This is a genomic window from Enterobacter sp. 6722112 (genome assembly GCF_058661685.1).
Map to the genome: position 1 here is coordinate 1,681,059 of NZ_JBZWGR010000007.1, position 19,849 is coordinate 1,700,907.

General features: G+C 55.2%; 22 protein-coding genes. 12 read left to right on the forward strand and 10 right to left on the reverse strand.

Annotated elements, in window-relative coordinates:
* Positions 1–78 precede the first annotated feature (78 nt).
* A complete protein-coding gene (locus AC4OVU_RS09560) occupies positions 79–807 on the forward strand; it encodes a MerR family transcriptional regulator (RefSeq protein ID WP_015570709.1) in 729 nt (242 codons plus the stop codon).
* A 109-nt stretch (positions 808–916) separates the two neighbouring features.
* On the opposite strand, the gene AC4OVU_RS09565 is transcribed toward AC4OVU_RS09560, so the two are convergent.
* Positions 917–1,369 (reverse strand): DUF3828 domain-containing protein, encoded by a 453-nt coding sequence (locus AC4OVU_RS09565; protein ID WP_023303543.1) that lies wholly within the window; start codon positions 1,367–1,369, stop codon positions 917–919.
* Between the two features lie 633 nt (positions 1,370–2,002).
* Here AC4OVU_RS09565 and sufA point away from each other — a divergent pair.
* The 7 genes from sufA to ldtE all read left to right on the forward strand — a co-directional run bounded on the left by sufA (position 2,003) and on the right by ldtE (position 8,631).
* Positions 2,003–2,371, forward strand: coding sequence for a Fe-S cluster assembly scaffold SufA (gene sufA, locus AC4OVU_RS09570; protein WP_003857741.1), 369 nt, complete (start codon positions 2,003–2,005; stop codon positions 2,369–2,371).
* 8 nt (positions 2,372–2,379) lie between these two features.
* Positions 2,380–3,870 (forward strand): Fe-S cluster assembly protein SufB, encoded by a 1,491-nt coding sequence (gene sufB / locus AC4OVU_RS09575; protein WP_003857739.1) that lies wholly within the window; start codon positions 2,380–2,382, stop codon positions 3,868–3,870.
* Between the two features lie 9 nt (positions 3,871–3,879).
* Entirely contained in the window at positions 3,880–4,626 is a 747-nt protein-coding gene (gene sufC / locus AC4OVU_RS09580; RefSeq protein WP_003857736.1) for a Fe-S cluster assembly ATPase SufC, read from the forward strand.
* Positions 4,601–5,872, forward strand: a complete 1,272-nt coding sequence (sufD, locus tag AC4OVU_RS09585; RefSeq protein ID WP_023303546.1) for a Fe-S cluster assembly protein SufD — start codon at positions 4,601–4,603, stop codon at positions 5,870–5,872. The genes sufC and sufD overlap by 26 nt, the downstream gene beginning before the upstream one ends.
* The gene (gene sufS / locus AC4OVU_RS09590) at positions 5,869–7,089 is read left to right on the forward strand and encodes a cysteine desulfurase SufS (RefSeq protein WP_045334079.1); all 1,221 of its coding nucleotides are present in this window, start codon (positions 5,869–5,871) and stop codon (positions 7,087–7,089) included. Before sufD ends, sufS begins: the two co-directional genes overlap by 4 nt.
* Before the next feature lie 14 nt (positions 7,090–7,103).
* On the forward strand, positions 7,104–7,520 hold the full coding sequence (gene sufE / locus AC4OVU_RS09595; protein ID WP_015570705.1) for a cysteine desulfuration protein SufE: 417 nt from the start codon (positions 7,104–7,106) through the stop codon (positions 7,518–7,520).
* A 97-nt stretch (positions 7,521–7,617) separates the two neighbouring features.
* Entirely contained in the window at positions 7,618–8,631 is a 1,014-nt protein-coding gene (gene ldtE, locus AC4OVU_RS09600) for a L,D-transpeptidase LdtE (protein WP_110293038.1), read from the forward strand.
* 60 nt (positions 8,632–8,691) lie between these two features.
* On the opposite strand, the gene lpp is transcribed toward ldtE, so the two are convergent.
* The 5 genes from lpp to AC4OVU_RS09625 form a co-directional block, all read right to left on the reverse strand.
* Positions 8,692–8,928 (reverse strand): murein lipoprotein Lpp, encoded by a 237-nt coding sequence (gene lpp / locus AC4OVU_RS09605; RefSeq protein ID WP_001082307.1) that lies wholly within the window; start codon positions 8,926–8,928, stop codon positions 8,692–8,694.
* Positions 8,929–9,240: 312 nt separating this feature from the next.
* Positions 9,241–10,662 (reverse strand): pyruvate kinase PykF, encoded by a 1,422-nt coding sequence (pykF, locus tag AC4OVU_RS09610; RefSeq protein ID WP_003857687.1) that lies wholly within the window; start codon positions 10,660–10,662, stop codon positions 9,241–9,243.
* 7 nt (positions 10,663–10,669) lie between these two features.
* Complete coding sequence (ynhH, locus tag AC4OVU_RS09615) at positions 10,670–11,002, reverse strand: protein YnhH (protein ID WP_418235933.1); 333 nt, start codon at positions 11,000–11,002, stop codon at positions 10,670–10,672.
* Positions 11,003–11,038: 36 nt separating this feature from the next.
* Complete coding sequence (locus AC4OVU_RS09620; protein WP_491928667.1) at positions 11,039–12,184, reverse strand: trans-sulfuration enzyme family protein; 1,146 nt, start codon at positions 12,182–12,184, stop codon at positions 11,039–11,041.
* Positions 12,185–12,196: 12 nt separating this feature from the next.
* The gene (locus AC4OVU_RS09625; RefSeq protein WP_047737619.1) at positions 12,197–13,567 is read right to left on the reverse strand and encodes a pyridoxal-phosphate dependent enzyme; all 1,371 of its coding nucleotides are present in this window, start codon (positions 13,565–13,567) and stop codon (positions 12,197–12,199) included.
* Positions 13,568–13,966: 399 nt separating this feature from the next.
* Between AC4OVU_RS09625 and AC4OVU_RS09630 the strand changes: the two genes are divergently transcribed.
* The 4 genes from AC4OVU_RS09630 to fumD all read left to right on the forward strand — a co-directional run bounded on the left by AC4OVU_RS09630 (position 13,967) and on the right by fumD (position 16,804).
* The gene (locus tag AC4OVU_RS09630) at positions 13,967–14,989 is read left to right on the forward strand and encodes a methionine ABC transporter ATP-binding protein (protein WP_017384622.1); all 1,023 of its coding nucleotides are present in this window, start codon (positions 13,967–13,969) and stop codon (positions 14,987–14,989) included.
* The gene (locus AC4OVU_RS09635; protein ID WP_017384621.1) at positions 14,982–15,650 is read left to right on the forward strand and encodes a methionine ABC transporter permease; all 669 of its coding nucleotides are present in this window, start codon (positions 14,982–14,984) and stop codon (positions 15,648–15,650) included. The genes AC4OVU_RS09630 and AC4OVU_RS09635 overlap by 8 nt, the downstream gene beginning before the upstream one ends.
* Positions 15,651–15,673: 23 nt before the next feature.
* Positions 15,674–16,486 carry a MetQ/NlpA family ABC transporter substrate-binding protein gene (locus AC4OVU_RS09640; RefSeq protein WP_003857677.1) on the forward strand — a complete coding sequence of 271 codons (813 nt, stop codon included), beginning with the start codon at positions 15,674–15,676 and terminating at the stop codon, positions 16,484–16,486.
* A gap of 108 nt (positions 16,487–16,594) precedes the next feature.
* A complete protein-coding gene (fumD, locus tag AC4OVU_RS09645; protein ID WP_003857676.1) occupies positions 16,595–16,804 on the forward strand; it encodes a fumarate hydratase FumD in 210 nt (69 codons plus the stop codon).
* Here the strand turns inward: fumD and AC4OVU_RS09650 are convergent.
* From AC4OVU_RS09650 to AC4OVU_RS09665, 4 genes are read right to left on the reverse strand one after another with little or no spacing between them, the layout of a single operon-like run.
* On the reverse strand, positions 16,785–17,471 hold the full coding sequence (locus tag AC4OVU_RS09650) for an amino acid ABC transporter permease (protein WP_110293036.1): 687 nt from the start codon (positions 17,469–17,471) through the stop codon (positions 16,785–16,787). The two genes, fumD and AC4OVU_RS09650, sit on opposite strands and share 20 nt — an antisense overlap.
* Positions 17,455–18,201, reverse strand: coding sequence for an amino acid ABC transporter permease (locus tag AC4OVU_RS09655; protein WP_015570699.1), 747 nt, complete (start codon positions 18,199–18,201; stop codon positions 17,455–17,457). Before AC4OVU_RS09655 ends, AC4OVU_RS09650 begins: the two co-directional genes overlap by 17 nt.
* Complete coding sequence (locus AC4OVU_RS09660) at positions 18,201–19,016, reverse strand: amino acid ABC transporter ATP-binding protein (protein ID WP_015570698.1); 816 nt, start codon at positions 19,014–19,016, stop codon at positions 18,201–18,203. Before AC4OVU_RS09660 ends, AC4OVU_RS09655 begins: the two co-directional genes overlap by 1 nt.
* Before the next feature lies 1 nt (position 19,017).
* On the reverse strand, positions 19,018–19,848 hold the full coding sequence (locus tag AC4OVU_RS09665; RefSeq protein ID WP_017384619.1) for an ABC transporter substrate-binding protein: 831 nt from the start codon (positions 19,846–19,848) through the stop codon (positions 19,018–19,020).
* Position 19,849 lies beyond the last annotated feature (1 nt).

A 19,849-nucleotide genomic window follows, 5' to 3' on the forward strand; every position in this document is an offset into this window, starting at 1 on the left:
GTTAGTTATACAAATGATTTGTACAATCTGATAAGGTTGGTTTGGTTAGGTATGGAAGTATTGTGCGTGAGGGAGTTAATGGCCTATTACAGTATCGGCGAAGTGGCCGAACGATGCGGTATCAACCCCGTTACGCTGCGTGCCTGGCAGCGCCGTTATGGATTGTTGAAGCCGCAGCGAAGCGAAGGGGGTCATCGTCAGTTTGACGATGAAGATATCCTGCGTATCGAAGAGATCAAACGCCTGATGAAAACGGGTGTTTCGGTCGGTAAAGTAAAAGCGCTTCTTGAAAATACAGAAGTGATGACTCAGGGAAACTGGGCATCGTTTCAGGAAGAGATGTTAACCGTTCTGCGCTATGCCAGTCCGGCAAAACTGCGCGCCAAAATCGGCGAGTTCCGCCGTGACCATGCGATGGATGTTCTGATAGATAACATCATCACCCCTGTGCGGCAGCGAATGAACCAGGACCAGAATACGGTGCGTCACATGGCGAGCCTGCTGGACGGTGTCCTGATTGAGTTTGCCGTTGCAAGCCTGGGTGAGTCGCGAAAAAAAGCAGGTAAGGATGCGCTGCTGATTGGGTGGGAGTGCGACGACCGTACGCATTTGTGGCTGGAAGCGGCCCGTCTTGCCTACAAAGGCTGGCATATCGACGTGCTGGCTGAGCCGATTGATTCTCCACGTCCTGAACTCTTCCCCGGGCAAAAAATCTTCGTCTGGACCGGTAAAGCGCCTACGCCTCGTCAACAGGAGCAGCTCGACCATTGGCGTGAACAGGGTTTCGCCGTTTCGTTCCATCACTGATGTTAAGGGGGCCAACGGTAAACCGCCAGTGCGGGATTTTGCCTTCTGGCGATACGACAGGGGTATCCGCGAAGATGCATAGCATCAGTACCCCTGTCATATCGTCGGTTTATTCCATCATCAGGTTGTCTGAAATATTCATACTGGCCACGGATTCAACTTTCCACACGCCATCTTCCTTGACCATGCAGTCAATCACGGTGTGATCCCGCTTTTTGCCGAATGAGATATAAACCTGCATACAGGCGGCATCGTAATCCAGCGCCCGCGCACTGACGATGCCCCAGTCATCTTCATATCCCTGAGCCTTGATGAACATATCGACGTCAGGCACGTCATATTCATCTGAATCCAGCTTATCCATGGCTTTGAGTTTGCTGATAGTTTCGCGGGTTACATATGGCCTCAGCGCTTCATAGTTTTTCAGGGGCTCTTTCCCGATAATAATTTGCGAGATGTACCACTTATTAAACTGAAGGGCAGCGGATACCTCAGGGGGGAACTTCTGTGCAGCGGATGCGAGAGTGGGCAGAAGCAGGATCGCCAGAATTATTTTTTTCATGTCAGTCATGCCTGTAAATTGCATATGCTGTCTTTACTTGCCGGTATTGCTATTAAAGAAAATTCTGCACATCTTTTCTGGCTATACTGACCTGCATGCTGGCGAGCATGAGCTGCGGCTTTATAGGTACTCCACATAATTTAATCCCTTATTGAATAAATGGTTAACAAGGGAAACATTACGTCGAAAAGGGATGAGTTTATGTAATTAATCATGTTCGGAATTTAACCACTATCAGACTGATAAATAATGGTTAACTTATCCATCAAACGTCTTTATGCGCGCCCAGGTAAGGCAAAAAAGGATTAAAAAGAACCTGGCTTAAGGGGGAGGCATACGTAAAAAATGTATATGGTGCCTGCGCGTACTTTAGCTATCTTAAAAATAGGTATTTCCAATACAATTTTTATCATTGCCCGTCACCTTACCGCCTTTCTTATGAAATGCATTATTTATCAATACATTGAACAAATCTAACCATCCCATCCGCATCCCGTCACAGGGTCTATGCTTAATGAAAGTAGCCAAAAAGGGCGGTTTAGCCCAAAGCCCCTGCTCGCAGGGGGTTGAAGTGATAATCGTTATCACTAACATGGTGTTATGCCCTGGTGGCTTATCAGATGAGGTGGACCTATGGAACTGCATTCAGAAACCTTCAATCCGGCCGATTTTGCCTGGCGTGGCTTAACGCTGACGCCCGCGGCGGCGGCGCATATTCATGAGCTGGTGGCAAAAAATCCCGACATCCTCGGCGTACGCTTAGGCGTTAAGCAGACTGGCTGCGCGGGATTTGGCTACGTGCTGGATACCGTAACCGAACCTGAAAAGGACGATCTGGTCTTTGAAACCGACGGTGCAAAGTTATACGTCGCGCTACAGGCGATGCCGTTTATCGATGGAACCGAAGTCGACTACGTTCGGGAAGGTTTAAACCAGTTATTCAAATTTCATAACCCGAAAGCCCAGAACGAATGCGGCTGCGGCGAAAGCTTTGGGGTATAGGCGGTACTATGTCTCGTAATACTGAAGCAACGAGTGATGTAAACACCTGGAGCGGCGGACACCTCAACTATAAAGAGGGTTTCTTTACGCAGCTGCAAACCGATGAGCTGGCGAAAGGCATCAACGAAGAGGTCGTGCGCGCCATTTCGGCGAAACGTAACGAGCCGGAGTGGATGCTGGAGTTTCGCCTGAGCGCATTCCGCGCGTGGCTGGAGATGGAAGAACCCCACTGGCTGAAAGCGCATTACGATAAGCTGAACTATCAGGATTATAGCTACTACTCCGCGCCCTCCTGCGGCAGCTGTGATGATACCTGTGCCTCGCAACCCGGCGCGGTTCAGCAAACCGGCGCGGAGAACAGCTTCCTGAGTAAAGAGGTGGAAGAGGCGTTTAATCAGCTCGGCGTGCCCGTGCGCGAAGGCAAAGAGGTGGCGGTAGACGCCATTTTTGACTCCGTCTCGGTGGCAACCACCTACCGTGAAAAACTGGCGGAGCAGGGGATCATTTTCTGTTCCTTTGGTGAAGCCATTCACGATCACCCCGAGCTGGTGAAAAAGTATATTGGTACCGTGGTGCCGAGTAACGATAACTTCTTCGCGGCACTGAATGCGGCGGTGGCGTCAGACGGTACTTTTATCTACGTGCCGAAAGGCGTGCGCTGCCCGATGGAGCTCTCGACCTATTTCCGCATCAACGCGGAAAAAACCGGCCAGTTTGAACGCACCATCCTGGTGGCCGATGAAGGCAGCTACGTAAGCTACATCGAAGGGTGCTCCGCTCCTGTGCGCGACAGCTACCAGCTGCACGCGGCGGTGGTAGAGGTGATCATCCATAAAGATGCGGAAGTGAAGTACTCTACGGTACAGAACTGGTTCCCGGGCGACGGCAACACCGGTGGTATTCTGAACTTCGTCACCAAACGCGCGCTGTGCGAAGGCGAAAACAGCAAAATGTCCTGGACTCAGTCAGAAACCGGCTCCGCCATTACCTGGAAATACCCGAGCTGTATTCTGCGCGGCGACAACTCCATCGGTGAGTTTTACTCCGTGGCGCTGACCAGCGGTCATCAGCAGGCCGATACCGGCACCAAGATGATCCACATCGGTAAAAACACCAAATCGACCATCATCTCCAAAGGGATCTCTGCCGGTCACAGCCAGAACAGCTATCGCGGGCTGGTGAAAATCATGCCGACGGCAACCAACGCGCGTAACTTCACCCAGTGTGACTCCATGCTGATTGGCGCGGACTGCGGGGCGCATACCTTCCCGTATGTCGAATGCCGCAATAACAGCGCCCAGCTTGAGCATGAGGCAACTACGTCACGTATTGGTGAAGATCAGCTTTTCTACTGCCTGCAACGCGGGATCAGTGAAGAAGATGCGATTTCAATGATCGTTAACGGCTTCTGTAAGGACGTGTTCTCTGAACTGCCGCTGGAATTTGCCGTTGAAGCCCAGAAACTCCTCGCCATTAGTCTTGAACACAGCGTCGGTTAAGGAAAGCACATGTTAAGCATTAAAGATTTACAGGTTAGCGTGGAAGAGAAAGAGATCCTGCGTGGCCTCAATTTTGACGTCAAACCGGGTGAAGTTCACGCCATCATGGGGCCAAACGGCTCCGGGAAAAGTACGCTTTCAGCGACGCTGGCAGGACGCGAAGATTATGAAGTTACCAGCGGCTCCGTTGAGTTTAACGGCAAAGATCTGCTGGAGATGTCGCCGGAAGAGCGTGCCGGCGAGGGCATCTTTATGGCCTTCCAGTATCCGGTGGAAATTCCGGGCGTCAGCAACCAGTTCTTCCTGCAAACCGCGCTGAACGCGGTGCGCAAGTATCGCGGCCTTGAGGCGCTGGATCGCTTTGACTTCCAGGATCTGATGGAAGAGAAGATCAAGCTGCTGAAAATGCCGGAAGATCTGTTGACCCGCTCGGTAAACGTGGGTTTCTCCGGCGGTGAGAAGAAACGTAACGATATTCTGCAAATGGCGGTTCTGGAACCGGCGCTGTGCATTCTCGATGAGACCGATTCAGGGCTGGATATCGATGCCCTGAAGATCGTTGCCGACGGGGTGAACTCCCTGCGTGACGGCAACCGCTCATTTATCATCGTGACTCACTACCAGCGAATACTTGACTACATCAAACCGGACTATGTCCATGTGCTTTACCAGGGACGCATTGTGAAATCCGGTGACTTTACGCTGGTTAAACAACTGGAGGAGCAGGGTTATGGCTGGCTTACCGAACAGCAGTAATGCACTCCAGCAGTGGCACCGGCTGTTTGAAGCGCAGGGTGGAGCGCGCTCTGAACAGGCTCAGCACCATCTCCAGCAGATGCTGCGTCTCGGTTTACCGACGCGTAAACATGAGAACTGGAAATATACCCCGCTGGATGGCCTGCTGAACGGCGAGTTTGTCACCCGTCTGGCGCAGGTCAGCCCCGATCAGCGCGACATGCTGGCGCTGACCGTGGATGCCGTGCGTCTGGTGTTTGTCGACGGTCTGTTCCGTGCGGAGCTGAGCGACAGCGTGCAGGAGAGCGGGTTCGATATCGTCATTAACGATGAACGTCAGTCGCTGAACGCGCCCGTTCAGCCTGAAGTCTTCCTGCACCTGACAGAGAGCCTGTCGCAATCTGTCACCCATATTCGCGTTAAGCGTAACCAGCGCCCGGCGAAACCGCTGCTGCTGATGCATATCACCCAGGGCGTTGAGGGTGATGAGATTAACACCGCCCACTATCGCCACCATCTTGAGCTGGCAGAAGGGGCGGAGGCGACGGTGATCGAGCATTACGTCAGCCTTAACGACACCCGTCATTTTACCGGTTCGCGTCTGACGATGAACGTGGCGGCCAATGCCCAGCTGCACCACATCAAGCTGGCGTTTGAGAATCCGCTCAGTCACCACTTCGCCCACAACGATATTCTGCTGGGCCAGGATGCCGCGGCGTACAGCCACAGCTTCCTGCTTGGCGGCGCGGTGCTGCGCCACAATACCAGCACCCAGCTGAACGGTGAAAACACTACGCTGCGTATTAACAGCCTGGCGATGCCGGTGAAGTCAGAAGTGTGCGACACGCGCACCTGGCTTGAGCATAACAAAGGCTACTGCAACAGCCGTCAGTTGCACAAAACCATCGTCAGCGACAAAGGACGTGCGGTGTTTAACGGCCTGATCAACGTGGCGCAGCACGCCATCAAAACTGACGGGCAGATGACCAACAACAACCTCTTGCTGGGACGTCTGGCAGAGGTGGACACCAAACCACAGCTGGAAATCTATGCGGACGACGTGAAATGCAGCCACGGCGCGACGGTCGGGCGTATTGACGATGAGCAGATGTTCTACCTGCGCTCGCGCGGGATAGACCAGCAGGCCGCGCAAAAGATGATTATTTACGCCTTTGCGGCTGAGCTGACGGAAGCGCTGCCCGATGGCGGACTTAAACAGCAGGTGCTGGCCCGTATCGGTCAGCGGCTGCCTGGAGGCGAAGCATGACATTTCCCGTAGAGAAAGTCCGGGCAGATTTTCCGGTACTGACCCGTGAAGTGAACGGTCTGCCGCTGGCCTATCTCGACAGTGCGGCCAGCGCGCAAAAACCAAATCAGGTGGTGGATGCGGAAGCCGAGTTTTACCGCCATGGTTATGCGGCGGTACATCGCGGGATCCACACCCTGAGCGCCGAAGCGACCCAGCGCATGGAAAACGTGCGCACGCAGGTTGCGGCCTTCCTCAACGCGCGTTCGCCGGAAGAGCTGGTGTTTGTGCGTGGCACCACCGAAGGGATCAACCTGGTGGCTAACAGCTGGGGCAATGCGCAGGTGCACGCGGGGGATAACATCATCATCACCCAGATGGAGCACCACGCCAACATCGTGCCCTGGCAGATGCTCTGTGAGCGTGTGGGGGCGCAACTGCGGGTGATCCCCCTGAATGAAGACGGCACGCTCCAGCTGGAAAAGCTGGACGCCCTGCTGGACGACAGAACGCGGCTGGTGGCGGTGACCCACGTTTCAAACGTGCTGGGGACGGAAAATCCGGTGGCGCTGATCGTCGACAAAGCCCATCAGGTTGGTGCGAAAGTGTTGATTGATGGCGCCCAGGCGGTGATGCACCATGCGGTTGACGTTCAGGCTCTGGACTGCGATTTCTACGTCTTCTCCGGGCACAAGCTGTATGGCCCGACGGGCATCGGCGTGTTGTATGTGAAAGAGGACATTCTCCAGACCATGCCGCCGTGGGAAGGGGGCGGGTCAATGATCGCCACCGTCAGCCTGACGGACGGCACAACCTACGCCCGTGCGCCCTGGCGCTTCGAGGCGGGTACGCCCAACACGGGCGGGATCATCGGGCTGGGCGCGGCCATTAGCTACGTCTCTGAAACGGGGCTGGCGGCGATTCAGGAGTACGAACAGCAGCTGATGCATTATGCCTTGCAGGAGCTGGCCAGCGTCCCGGAACTGACCTTATATGGCCCTGCTGACCGTCTGGGTGTGATAGCCTTCAACCTCGGCAAGCATCACGCCTATGATGTAGGCAGTTTCCTTGATAATTACGGCGTCGCCGTACGTACCGGGCATCACTGCGCGATGCCGCTGATGGCGTATTATCAGGTACCGGCTATGTGCCGCGCATCGCTGGTGATGTACAACACAACGGAAGAGGTCGACAGACTGGTGGCGGGACTAAAACGTATTCACCAGCTGCTTGGCTAACGGAGAGGCGAGAGATGGCAGATTTGCCGGACAGAGATAAATTGCTGCGCAACTTTGGGCGTTGCGCGAACTGGGAAGAGAAATACCTTTATATTATCGAGCTGGGCCAGCGCCTGCCGCCGCTCAGCGAAGAGGCGCATAACCCGGACAACATCATTCAGGGCTGCCAGAGCCAGGTCTGGATCCTGATGCAGCAGACGGATGAAGGCGTAATTCAATTACAGGGTGACAGCGATGCCGCCATTGTGAAGGGGCTTATTGCCGTCGTATTTATTCTTTATCACCAGATGTCGGCGCAGGATATTGTCGCCTTTGACGTTCGCCCGTGGTTTGAAAAAATGGCCTTAACCCAGCACCTCACCCCGTCCCGATCCCAGGGACTGGAAGCGATGATCCGCGCCATACGCGCCAAAGCCGCAATCCTTAGCTAAACTGACAGAACAGCATTCATTCTGTTTCGCGAGGTGGTTTCCACCTCGCTGGTTTTTCAGCTTTCTGACGTTTGGTCAGTGAATAAGGAATCTCAGCATGAAGCGCGCGTCTCTAATAACTCTATTACTCCTTGGTTCGCTCAGTGCTGTTAATTCAGCCTGGGCGGTTGATTATCCTTTACCGCCCGCAGGCAGCCGCCTGATTGGGCAAAACCAGACATACACCATTCAGGAAGGTGACAATAAACTTCAGTCTATCGCTCGTCGGTTTAATACCGCCGCACAGCTGATCCTTGAAACCAATAATACCATTGCACCGGTGAACCCTGCGCCAGGAACGGTCATTACGATCCCTTCCCAGATGCTACTGCCGGACACCGAGCGCGAGGGCATCGTGGTGAATCTGGCGGAGCTGCGTCTTTACTTCTATCCGCCTGGCGGAAATATCGTGCAGGTCTATCCGCTGGGTATTGGTCAGCTTGGGCTGGAAACACCGGTCAGCACCACCCGTGTGAGTCAGAAAATCCCTAACCCTACCTGGACCCCCACAGCGGGCATCAGAGCGCGCTCACTGGCCCAGGGCATTAAACTGCCGCCTGTGGTACCCGCAGGGCCAAATAACCCGCTGGGGCGCTTTGCGCTTCGTCTGGGTATCGGGAATGGGGAATATCTTATTCACGGCACCAGCGCGCCGGACAGCGTAGGGCTGCGGGTCAGCTCGGGTTGTATGCGGATGAACGCGCCCGATATCAAAGCGTTGTTTGAGCAAGTGCGCGTCGGCACGCGGGTGCAGATCATCAATGAGCCGGTGAAGTTCTCCGTCGAGCCGGACGGCAAACGTTATATCGAGGTGCACAGGCCGCTGGCGCAGGCTGAGGGCGAAAACCCACAGACGGTGCCGTTCACGCACTCGGCGGCGTTTACCGCCTTTGCAGCGGAGTCAGGTAGCGATAAAACGCAAATCGACAAGGCCCTGGCGCGCAGAGCGGGGATCCCGGTTGCCGTGTCAGCAGGCAGTGGTTCTTCAGCCAGCAATTCTGTCCTGTCGGTACAGAACAGTCGTGTCTCAGCGGCGGTGGCGGAAGGCGAGGGAGAGAAAGCGCTTCAGTAGAGGTTTGACGAAGGCAAAAAAAATGGCGCACAATGTGCGCCATTTTATTAACAGGTACTATTACTTACGGTATTTAGTAGCCTGGTTGTCCAGACGCTGGTTAGCGCGAGCTGCGTCGTCTTTAGCAGCCTGAACGTCGGAACGCATTGCGTTCACGTCGTTGCTCAGCTGGTCAACTTTAGCGTTCAGAGTCTGAACGTCAGAAGACAGCTGATCGATTTTAGCGTTGCTGGAGCAACCTGCCAGCAGAGTAGAACCCAGGATTACCGCGCCCAGTACCAGTTTAGTACGATTCATTATTAATACCCTCTAGATTGAGTTAATCTCCATGTAGCGTTACAAGTATTACACAAAGTTTTTTGGGTTGAGAATATTTTTTTGATGGGATTACGCCTATTTTTGATCGTTCGCTCAAAGAAGCAACGAAATCGGCAATTTTGACGAAAAAGCTATGTTAAAAAAGGCATTTTTCATCGGATTCATCTTAGATAAATCGCGATTAAATAGAAAAACCCGATTTGCTTTTTGAATAGTTCTGGTTAAAGGCGGGAATAAAAAAAGCGCCCCGAAGGACGCTTTTTAACAAAACAATAATTTGTTCGTGAAATATTACAGCACGTGGACAGATGCAGTGTTGGTGGTGCCGCTTGGAACCAGCGCGCCAGAAACCATAACCACCACGTCGCCTTTCTGGGCCAGGCCACAATCAACCAGTTCCAGAGCCACTTCTTTACCCAGACGATAGAAATCATCGGTAGAGGCAATCTCTTTCACCAGGTGTGGGATCACACCTTTGCTCAGCACCAGCTGACGCGCGGTAGTTTCGTTGGTGGTCAGCGCCAGAATGGTCGCATCCGGGAAGTATTTACGCACGGCACGCGCAGATTTACCGCCCTGGGTCGCCACGACAATCAGTGGGGCTTCCAGTTTCTCAGCGGTTTCTACCGCACCACGGCACACGGCTTCGGTGATGCGCAGTTTACGGCTGTCGTTGTTGTAATCCAGACGGCTTTTCATCACGCGGTCGGTACGCTCACAGATGGTCGCCATGATGCTGACCGCTTCCAGAGGGTATTTCCCTTTTGCAGATTCGCCAGACAGCATAACGGCATCGGTACCGTCGAGGATGGCGTTCGCCACGTCGCCTGCTTCAGCGCGGGTAGGGCGTGGGTTTTTGATCATGGAGTCCAGCATCTGCGTTGCGGTGATAACCACTTTACGCGCGCGAACACATTTCTCGATCATCATCTTCTGCGCGAAGATCACTTCTTCAACCGGGATTTCAACGCCCAGGTCGCCACGCGCTACCATGATACCGTCAGACGCTTCGAGGATTTCGTCGAAGTTGTTCAGGCCTTCCTGGTTTTCGATCTTGGAGATAATCTGGATATTCTCGCCGCCGTGCGCTTTCAGGTGCTCACGGATCTCAACCACGTCAGAACGTTTACGGATAAAGGAGGCAGCAACGAAGTCCACGCCTTGTTCACAGCCGAAGATCAGGTCTTGTTTGTCTTTTTCAGCCAGCGCTGGCAGAGCAATGGACACACCCGGCAGGTTAACGCCTTTGTTTTCGCCCAGATCGCCGTTGTTCAGCACTTTACAGATGACCTTGTTACCTTCGATCGCGGTCACTTCCATGCCGATCAGGCCGTCATCCACCAGCACGGTGTTGCCAACGGACAGATCGCTGGTGAAGCCTTCGTAGGTCACGGCAACGATTTCGTTATTACCTACAACGGATTTGTCGGTGGTGAAGGTGAAGGTCTGGCCCGCTTTCAGGGAAACGTCGTTACCGCCTTCCAGTTTGATGGTGCGGATTTCAGGACCTTTGGTGTCGAGCAGGATTGCCGCTTTTTTCCCGGTCTTGCTCATCACGTTGCGCAAGTTCTGGATACGCTGACCGTGTTCAGCATAGTCGCCGTGGGAGAAGTTCAGACGCATCACGTTCATGCCGGCATCCAGCATTTTGCTCAGCATCTCTTCGGATTCGGTTTTCGGGCCGATAGTACAAACAATTTTCGTCTTTTTCATGACAGTCTTAGTCTTTAAGTTGGGAAGGATATGGAAATCTCGCTCCGGGGGCGCACCGCCGCGGAGTCAAACCTGTGTTGCGAAAGAGTATATGACACGCACTAAGAATAGGTGACATCAAATGAGCGTGCAGAAGAAAGTGTGCCTGAGTGCCAGCCCAACGAAGGAGAGGAGAAGTTGTACGTTGTTTTTTGTATTCCAAGCGCTGAAACCATTCACCAGGGATTTGGCGCGCATTATACGCTGATTTACAGTAAAAAGGAAAATGGAAACAGCGTTTCAAAACAATCTGTGCAGATTCACATAAGTTTGTTATCAAGGCGTTAAGGTCTAATGTCATCTTATGACGGCAGGCGCAACGCCCGCCGTTTTTTGCTCACTTTTCCAGCGCCTGCTGAAGGTCGGCGATCAGATCCTTCGCATCCTCAATCCCCACCGACAGGCGGATAAGCTGCGGCACAATGCCGTTTGCAAGACGCTGCGCCAGTGGTATGGAGGCGTGGGTCATGCTGTAGGGCTGGCTCACCAGACTCTCCACACCGCCCAGACTTTCCGCCAGGGTAAAGAGCGTAAGATGACGGATCACCTCTGTCGCGCGTTGCGCATCGCCTTTAATCACAACGGAGATCATGCCGCCCGCCAGCGCCATTTGTCTGCGGGCCAGCGCATACTGGGGATGTGACGCCAGCCCGGGATAGAACACGCGGTCTACCTGCGGATGCTGCTCCAGCCATTGCGCAATTGCCAGCGCGTTGGCGCTGTGCTTCTCAACGCGCAGAGAGAGGGTGCGAATCCCCCGCAGCGTCAGGAAACTGCTGAACGGATCCAGAACGCCGCCAACCGCGTTTTGCAGATAGCCCAGACGCTCCGCAAGATCCTTATTTGCCCCGACAACAGCCAGCCCGGCAACCACGTCTGAATGACCGTTTAGATATTTAGTGGCGGAGTGGACCACTATATCGAACCCCGCCTCCAGCGGCCGGTGAATGACCGGGGAGTCGAAGGTATTATCCGCCACGCTGATCGCATTATGGCGCCGGGCAATGTCCGCGATGGCCTCCAGGTCGGCCAGTTTCAGCAGCGGGTTCGTTGGCGTTTCCACCCAGATCATGCGGGTGTCCGGGCGAATGGCGGCCTCAAGCCCGGCTACATCGTCCGGCTTAACCCAGCTCACCTGTAACCCGCTGCTGCGCTTGCGCACGTTTTCGATCAGGCGATACGTACCGCCATACACGTCGTCAATGGCGACGATATGGCTGTCTTTATCCAGCAGTTCGAGCACGGTGGAAATGGCTGCCAGCCCTGACGCGAAAGCGTACCCGCGCGTGCCGCCTTCCAGTTCGGCGATGGCGGTCTCCAGCGCGTGGCGGGTGGGGTTGCCGCTCCGGGAGTATTCGTAGCCGGTATGTTCACCCGGTGCCGGTTGCGCAAACGTCGACGTGGCGTAAATCGGCGGCATCACGGCGCCGTGCGGGTCGTGATACTCACCGCTGTGAACGCTGAGGGTGGCCAGGTTTTTCATCTTTTGCTCCTTTTATTTCGTCAGGCGGTTACGCCAGGCGGTGAGTACGTCACTGCGTGTGATCAGACCCAGAAAGCGATCTGCGTCATAAATAATCGCCACCAGGCCACGGTCAAAGATGGCGTACAGGGCGCTCTCCGGGGCCTGCTTATCCAGATATTCGACCTGACGCGTCATGGCTGCCGTCACGGGGAGTGAGAAGCGATCGGCATCTCCCCCGATGTGTCGCAGCAGGTCCCACTCGTCGATGATGCCGACGACCTTGTCGTTATCGAGCACCGGCAGCTGGGAGATGTCGTACAGGCGCATGCGGGCCAGCACGGTGGAAAGCGTGTCGTCCGGGGCGGCAGTCACCGTCGCGCCTTCATCGTGGCGCAGGGCAATATAGTCCGAGAGATCGCCTGCCTGCGGACGCGAAATCAGCCCCTGCTGACGCATCCAGTCGTCGTTGAACATCTTCGAGAGGTATTTATTGCCGCTGTCGCAGGCGAAGGTGACCACACGTTTTGGCGTAGTCTGCGCCTGGCAATATTTCAGCGCCGCCGCCAGCAGCGTGCCGGTGGAGGAGCCTGCCAGGATCCCTTCCGTTTTTAGCAGATCGCGGGCGGTGGTGAACGCCTCGCGATCGGTAATGCGCCAGGCGCGGTTAACCCCTTCGATGTGCGCCAGCGGAGGGATAAAGTCTTCGCCAATCCCCTCAACCAGCCACGATCCGGCATCGTGATGGCGTCCGTTTTCAACCTGGTCCGCCAGCACCGACCCGGCCGGATCGGCAAGCACAAATTCCGTCTGCGGCGAATGTTCTGCAAACCACGCCTGTAAGCCGCCCAGCGTACCGCCGGACCCCACGCCGACGACGATGGCATCGATCTGGCCGTCAAGCTGTTCAAACAGTTCCGGTGCGGTAGTGGTGCGGTGCGCCAGCGGATTGGCCGCGTTATTGAACTGATCAATATAAAACGCGCCTGGCAGTTCGTTCGCCAGCCGCCGGGCATAATCCTGGTAGTAGGCCGGATGCCCTTTATTCACATCTGAACGGGTCAGCACGACCTGCGCCCCTAACGCGCGCAGGTGGAAAATCTTCTCGCGGCTCATTTTGTCCGGCACCACCAGGATCAGCGAGTAGCCCTTCTGCGCCGCAATCAACGCCAGCCCCAGGCCGGTGTTCCCCGCCGTGGCTTCAATAATGGTGCCGCCGGGCCGTAGCTGGCCCGTACGCTCGGCTTCATTAATCATCGACAGCGCGACGCGGTCTTTAATCGAGCCGCCGGGATTCTGGTTTTCCAGCTTCAGAAACAGCGAGCAGGGGCCGGTGTCCAGCTTGTGCAGCTGGATGAGCGGCGTACGGCCAATCAGTTCGGTGACGGAGTGGTAAAGCGTCATGGTCATGTCCTGTGAAGGGGTGATGACCGGATGATAGAACCATGAAATTTTCTCAATAAAGAACCTTTCACTGAGTTTTAGAACGGAAAGGAATAATCCTTGTGTTTTCAGATGGAAAGACAGCAAGACGTAAAGTTGTCCGGATGTGAGGATGGCTATATCCGCATAAAGTGCTGCAAAATTAGCCGATTTCGTCGGGTGAGTAAGACCTGATATGCAAATGGCAGATAATTATTGCTGATATTCATCTAAATGCTTTTCACCCGCCAGTTCGCTGCTTATTCCTGAGCATTATAAGAAATTCTTTTTTGGTCATTTAAAAGCTGATAACGGCTGTTTACTATCTTTTGGACATCCATACTGCTAAACCGCTATATGCGAAACGGATAACGAATAAGAATGATTGTACTCAGCAATATTTCGAAGGTTTTTGACAACGGGAAACAGGCGCTGACAGCCGTAGATAACGTCAACCTGACGATAGAACAGGGACAGATTTACGGGATCATCGGTTACAGCGGGGCCGGGAAAAGTACGCTGATCCGTCTGCTGAACGGTCTGGAAAAGCCCAGCGCCGGCAGCGTCACCATTAACGGTCAGGATATCTCCGCCGCGAAGGGAGAAGCGCTGCGTCAGGCACGCCTGAAAATCAGCATGGTGTTCCAGCACTTTAACCTGCTTTGGTCGCGCACGGTGAAGGAAAATATCGCCTTTTCAATGCAAATTGCCGGTGTGCCAAAAGCGCAAATTCAGGCTCGCGTTGCCGAGCTGGTGGAGCTGGTCGGCCTGAAGGGGCGCGAGAATGCCTACCCATCCCAGCTGAGCGGCGGGCAAAAACAACGTGTGGGCATTGCCCGCGCGCTGGCCAATCATCCGGACGTACTGCTGTGTGACGAAGCCACCTCGGCGCTGGATCCGCAGACCACCGATCAGATCCTCGATCTGCTCCTGGACATTAACCGTCGCTTTAACCTGACCATCGTACTCATTACGCATGAGATGCACGTGGTGCGCAAAATCTGCGACCGCGTGGCGGTGATGGAAAACGGCAAGGTGGTGGAAGAGGGGGACGTGCTGAGCGTGTTTACGCATCCGCAGCAGCCGATCACCCGGCAGTTTGTCCGCCAGGTGAGCCAGTACGCGGAGGAAGAGACCTTCAATACCGAACTGGCAAACGATCTGGAAGGCACGGTAATCAGGCTGACCTTCACCGGGCACAGCACGCACAGGCCGATCGTCGGTGAACTGACCCTGCGCTACGGCCTGCCGTTTAACATCCTGCACGGCAAAATGACGCAAACCGCCCACGGTGTTTTCGGGCAGCTCTGGGTGCACGTGGTGGCATCGGACGAACAACTGAACAATATCCTCGCCGACCTGAAGCAAAGCGATATTGAAGGCGAGGTAATCAAGCATGGCTGAAGAACTCTTTCCGCACCTGAAGTGGGATCAGCTTTGGGCTGCAACCCAGGAGACGCTTTACATGACCGCGCTTTCCGGCGTGGCGACGTTTGTCCTGGGGATCGCGCTCGGTCTGGCGCTGTTTTTAACCGCCCGCGGCGGGTTATTCCACAACCGCACGGTCTACAGCGTGATGTCGATTGTGGTGAACGTGTTCCGCTCGATTCCGTTCATCATTCTCATCGTTCTGCTGATCCCGTTCACCAAGACCGTTGTGGGGACCATTCTCGGCGCTAACGCTGCGCTGCCCGCCCTGATTGTGGGCGCGGCGCCGTTCTACGCCCGTCTGGTCGAGATTGCCTTGCGAGAAGTAGACAAAGGAGTCATTGAGGCCACGCGTTCGATGGGCGCGCGGCTGAGCACGTTAGTGTTTCGGGTTTTATTGCCGGAATCTTCACCCGCACTGGTTTCAGGTATGACGGTGACGCTGATTGCGCTGGTGAGCTACAGCGCAATGGCAGGGGTGATAGGTGCCGGCGGTTTGGGAAATCTGGCTTATCTGGAAGGATTCCAGCGCAACCATGGTGACGTCACGCTGGTGGCAACGGTGACCATTCTGATCATCGTGTTCATTATCCAGTTCTGCGGCGATGCCATTACTTCACTGTTAGATAAACGCTAATAAATACACACAGGAACCACATCATGAAAAAGACACTGACACTGATCGCCGCCGCAACCCTGAGTGCCCTGAGCTTTGCCTCCTGGGCGGACACGCTCACCGTGGGGGCGTCCAACACCCCGCACGCGGAAATTCTGGAGCAGGCTAAGCCGATTCTGGCGAAGCAGGGGATCGATCTGGAGATTAAACCATTCCAGGACTACATTCTGCCAAACACGGCGCTGGCGGGGCATGACATTGACGCCAACTATTTCCAGCACATCCCTTACCTGAACAGCGTCCTGAAAGATCACGCGGGCGATAAGGATTATGACTTTGTCAGTGCGGGCGCAATCCACATTGAGCCGATCGGTATCTATTCGAAAAAATACAAATCGCTGAAGGATTTGCCGGAAGGCGGCAAAATCATCATGCGTGATGCGGTTTCCGAGGAAGGGCGTATTCTCTCCATCTTCGAAAAAGAGGGCGTGATCAAGCTGAAGCCAGGCATCGATAAAGTGACCGCGCGCATCAGCGATATCGTGGAGAACCCGAAAAAGCTGCAATTCACCCCTAACGTTGAGGCATCTCTGCTGCCGCAGATGTACAACAACGACGAAGGTGCTGCGGTGGTGATCAACGCCAACTACGCAATTGATGCCGGTCTGGATCCGGTGCACGATCCAATTGCGGTTGAAAGCGGTGAGAATAACCCGTACGCCAACATCATTACCGTTCATCGCGGTGACGAGAAGAAGAAGGATATCGTCGCGCTGGTGAACGTGCTGCACTCCAAAGAGATTCAGGACTGGATCCGCACCAAATACAAAGGCGCAGTCATCCCGGTAAACAACTAATCTCCTGATTTTCCAGACGAAGCCCGGCGAACTACACGCCGGGCTTCTTTTTTGTATCCAGCCGACGAATGATTTAAGCTGACGGTTTAGGGCAACGGAGTGATGGCAATGGGCAATGTGACCAAAGACGAAGCGCTGTACCAGGAGATGTGTCGGGTGGTAGGCAAGGTCGTTCTCGAAATGCGTGATTTAGGGCAGGAGCCGAAACATATTGTCATTGCGGGCGTTCTGCGTACCGCGCTGGCGAACCAGCGCGTTAAGCGCAGTGAGTTGACCACCAAAGCGATGGAAACGGTGGTTAAAGCGCTGGCCGGCTAACTCGCCAGCGCTTCGCGAGCAGCTCAAGCGAGCAGCAGAGCAGGTAATAGATCACACCCGTGAAGATAAAAATGGCCGCCGGGTAAATTTGCACCCGGTTGTTGATCTGTCCCGCCACCGTGGTCAGTTCAGGAACGTTCACGATAAACGCCAGCGACGTATCCTTCAGCAGGCTGATAAAAATCCCCACCAGCGACGGCAGAATATTTCTCAGCGCCTGCGGCAGCAGCACGCGCCACAGCGTTTGCTGCATACTGAACCCTTGAGAAAGCGCGGCCTCATTCTGGCCCGACGGCAGGGCTCTCAGTCCGGCTAATACCGAATGCATCACCGCAGCCGCGGTAAACCAGGCCAGCGCCAGCGTGACGGTCGTCGCGCCCGGGAGATCCCTGCCGGTTATCAGTGGCAGCAGATACCACATCCAGAATATCACGAAGATCAGGGGGATCCCGCGAATCAACTCTGCCCACGCAAACAGCGCACTGCGCACCACGCCGGGATAGCGCCAGGCGACGCAAGCCAGCACAATCCCGCCGGGCAGGGCAAGCGCGGCGGCGCCTGCGGCCATCAGCAGTGAGAGCAGTACGCCGCCGGGTTCTCCCGCAGCCGCACGTCCCCAAAGCAGATAATCCAGGTTTTCGATAATAACGTTAAATCCGGGGATCATGATATTTCCTCCCTGAATGGGGGCCGAGGCGCACCAGCACGCTTCCCGTCACCATCCCGGTAAGCAAGTAGAGCACCGTACCGACGGTGAAGGCTTCCAGTGCATGGGCGTTGTAACTTTCTATCTGGCGGACCTGGTAGGTCAGTTCGGCGAAGCCAATCCCGCTCGCGAGCGAGGAGAGCTTCATCAGGTTAAGGTACTGGCCGACGACGGGCTGCCACGCGTTAGCGAGCCCCTGTGGCAGAAGAATGTAGCGAAACAGACGCCATGAGGAAAATCCCTGAGCGAGCGCCGCCTCCCGTTGCCCGGCAGGTACGGAACGCAGCCCCGATTCCACTTCTTCAATTAAAAACGCCGAGGTAAAGACGCCTAACCCCCAGGCGGAGCATAAAAACTCTGGCGTAAACCACCAGACGTCACCGGGTAAAATGGACCAACTGTGGTCTGCGTTCACCGCGTCACGCAGCCCCTGCGGCAACCCGTTCCAGGCGGCGAAATACCAGAACAGCAGCTGTACCAGCAGCGGCGTATTGCGAAACAGTGATACCCAGCCGCTGACGATCAATGTCCCGAAACGTCCCCCGGAAAGCCGCAAAAGCATAAAGAACAAGGCGAGCAGGCTGGCCAGCATAATCCCCGCCAGCGTCACCCACAGAGTGGTGAGAAATCCGGAGAGGATCCAGTGCAGGGGCTGTCCGGCCAGCACCCCCTGCCAGTCCAGAGCGGGCATTACAGTTGCTCCTGATGCAGCGGATCCAGCACTTTTTGCAAGAAACGCCTCGCACGGGGATGCGACGGTTGATTGAAAAATTGCGCCGGGGGCGCGGTTTCCAGAATTTTTCCGCCGTCGATAAAGACGATTCGATCGGCAATTTCCCGGGCGAACTGCATCTCATGGGTAACGACAATCATGGTGATCCCGCTGTGGGCGAGGGTTTTCATCACAAACAGCACTTCGCCAATCATTTCCGGGTCGAGTGCCGACGTCGGCTCGTCAAAGAGAATGATTTGCGGCGACGAGGCCAGAGCACGGGCAATCGCCACGCGCTGCTGCTGTCCGCCGGAAAGTTCAGCGGGGAAGCGGTGCGCCTTCTCCAGCATGCCGACCTTCTCCAGCAGCGCCAGCGCGCGCTCCTGGGCGGGCAGGGGTTTCCAGCCGTGAACGTGCTCCAGTGCCAGGGTGATGTTCTGACTGGCGGTAAGGTGGGCATAGAGATTGAACTGCTGGAACACAAACCCGACGCGGCTGCGTAACTGACGTAGCCTGCTGCCGGAAAGCTGTCCGGTCGGCTTGTGGTCGATCAGAATCTCCCCGCCGCTCAGGCTCTCAAGCTGGTTGATAAGCCGAATCAGGGTCGATTTTCCGGAACCCGAAGGGCCGAGAATGGCAACCACTTCACCCGGCATGATGGTGAGGTTAATGTCGGTTAAAACCGGATGATCGCCGTAGCGTTTGTCCACATGGCGAAACTCAACGCTGGCCTGTTCCAGACGTGAAAAATCCGCGGCATTGGCCGCGGAGCGTGAAAATAAACCTGAGAGCATATTACCGGGCTTCTATTTTAAAGTTACGAGGCTGTGGAGCTGGGGTGCCTGGACCGAACCAGACGTCATAGATTTTTGCCGCCTGGCCGTTTTTCTCCAGGGTTACCAGCTCATCGTTAACGGCTTTCAGCAGCGCCGTTTCACCCTTTTTCACCCCCACGCCAATCTCTTCTTTACTGAGCAGGTCGGGCAGGATTTTGAAGTCGGCTTTATCCGGCGCCTGCGCCAGCAGACCGGCCAGAATGGTGCTGTCCTGGGTAATGGCCTGCACGTTGCCATTGCGCAGTGCCGTCAGCGCCAGCGGGATATCATCGTAAGAGAGGACGCGGGACTGCGGAAAACGCTGGTGCAGCGCCTGTTCGCCCGTCGTACCTTTTACGGCGCCAATGCGTGCCCGGCTATAGTCATCAAGCTTGTCCGGTGATTTTGCCGGAACCAGGAACTGCTGGCCGGTGACAAAGTAAGGCGTTGAGAAATCAATGACCTGTGCGCGTTCCGGAGTGATGGTGATATCCGCCACGATGATATCCGCTTTTCCGGACTGTAGCAGCGGTATACGGTTAGCCGGATTAGTGGCGACCAGTTCAAGCTTGACGCCGAGCGATTTCGCCAGCGCTTTGGCGAAGTCCACGTCGTAACCCACGATCTCATGCGTTTTGGCATCAATCGAGCCAAAGGGTGGATTGGCATCAAACGTGGCCACTTTCACCACGCCTGCTGCCTTGATATCCGCCAGCCGATCGGCCTGCGCCTGCGCTGAGACCAGGCCCCAGGCTGCCACTAATCCCAGAACCTGCGCCCGTTTTTTAAACCCTTTCATTTTTGCAGCCATA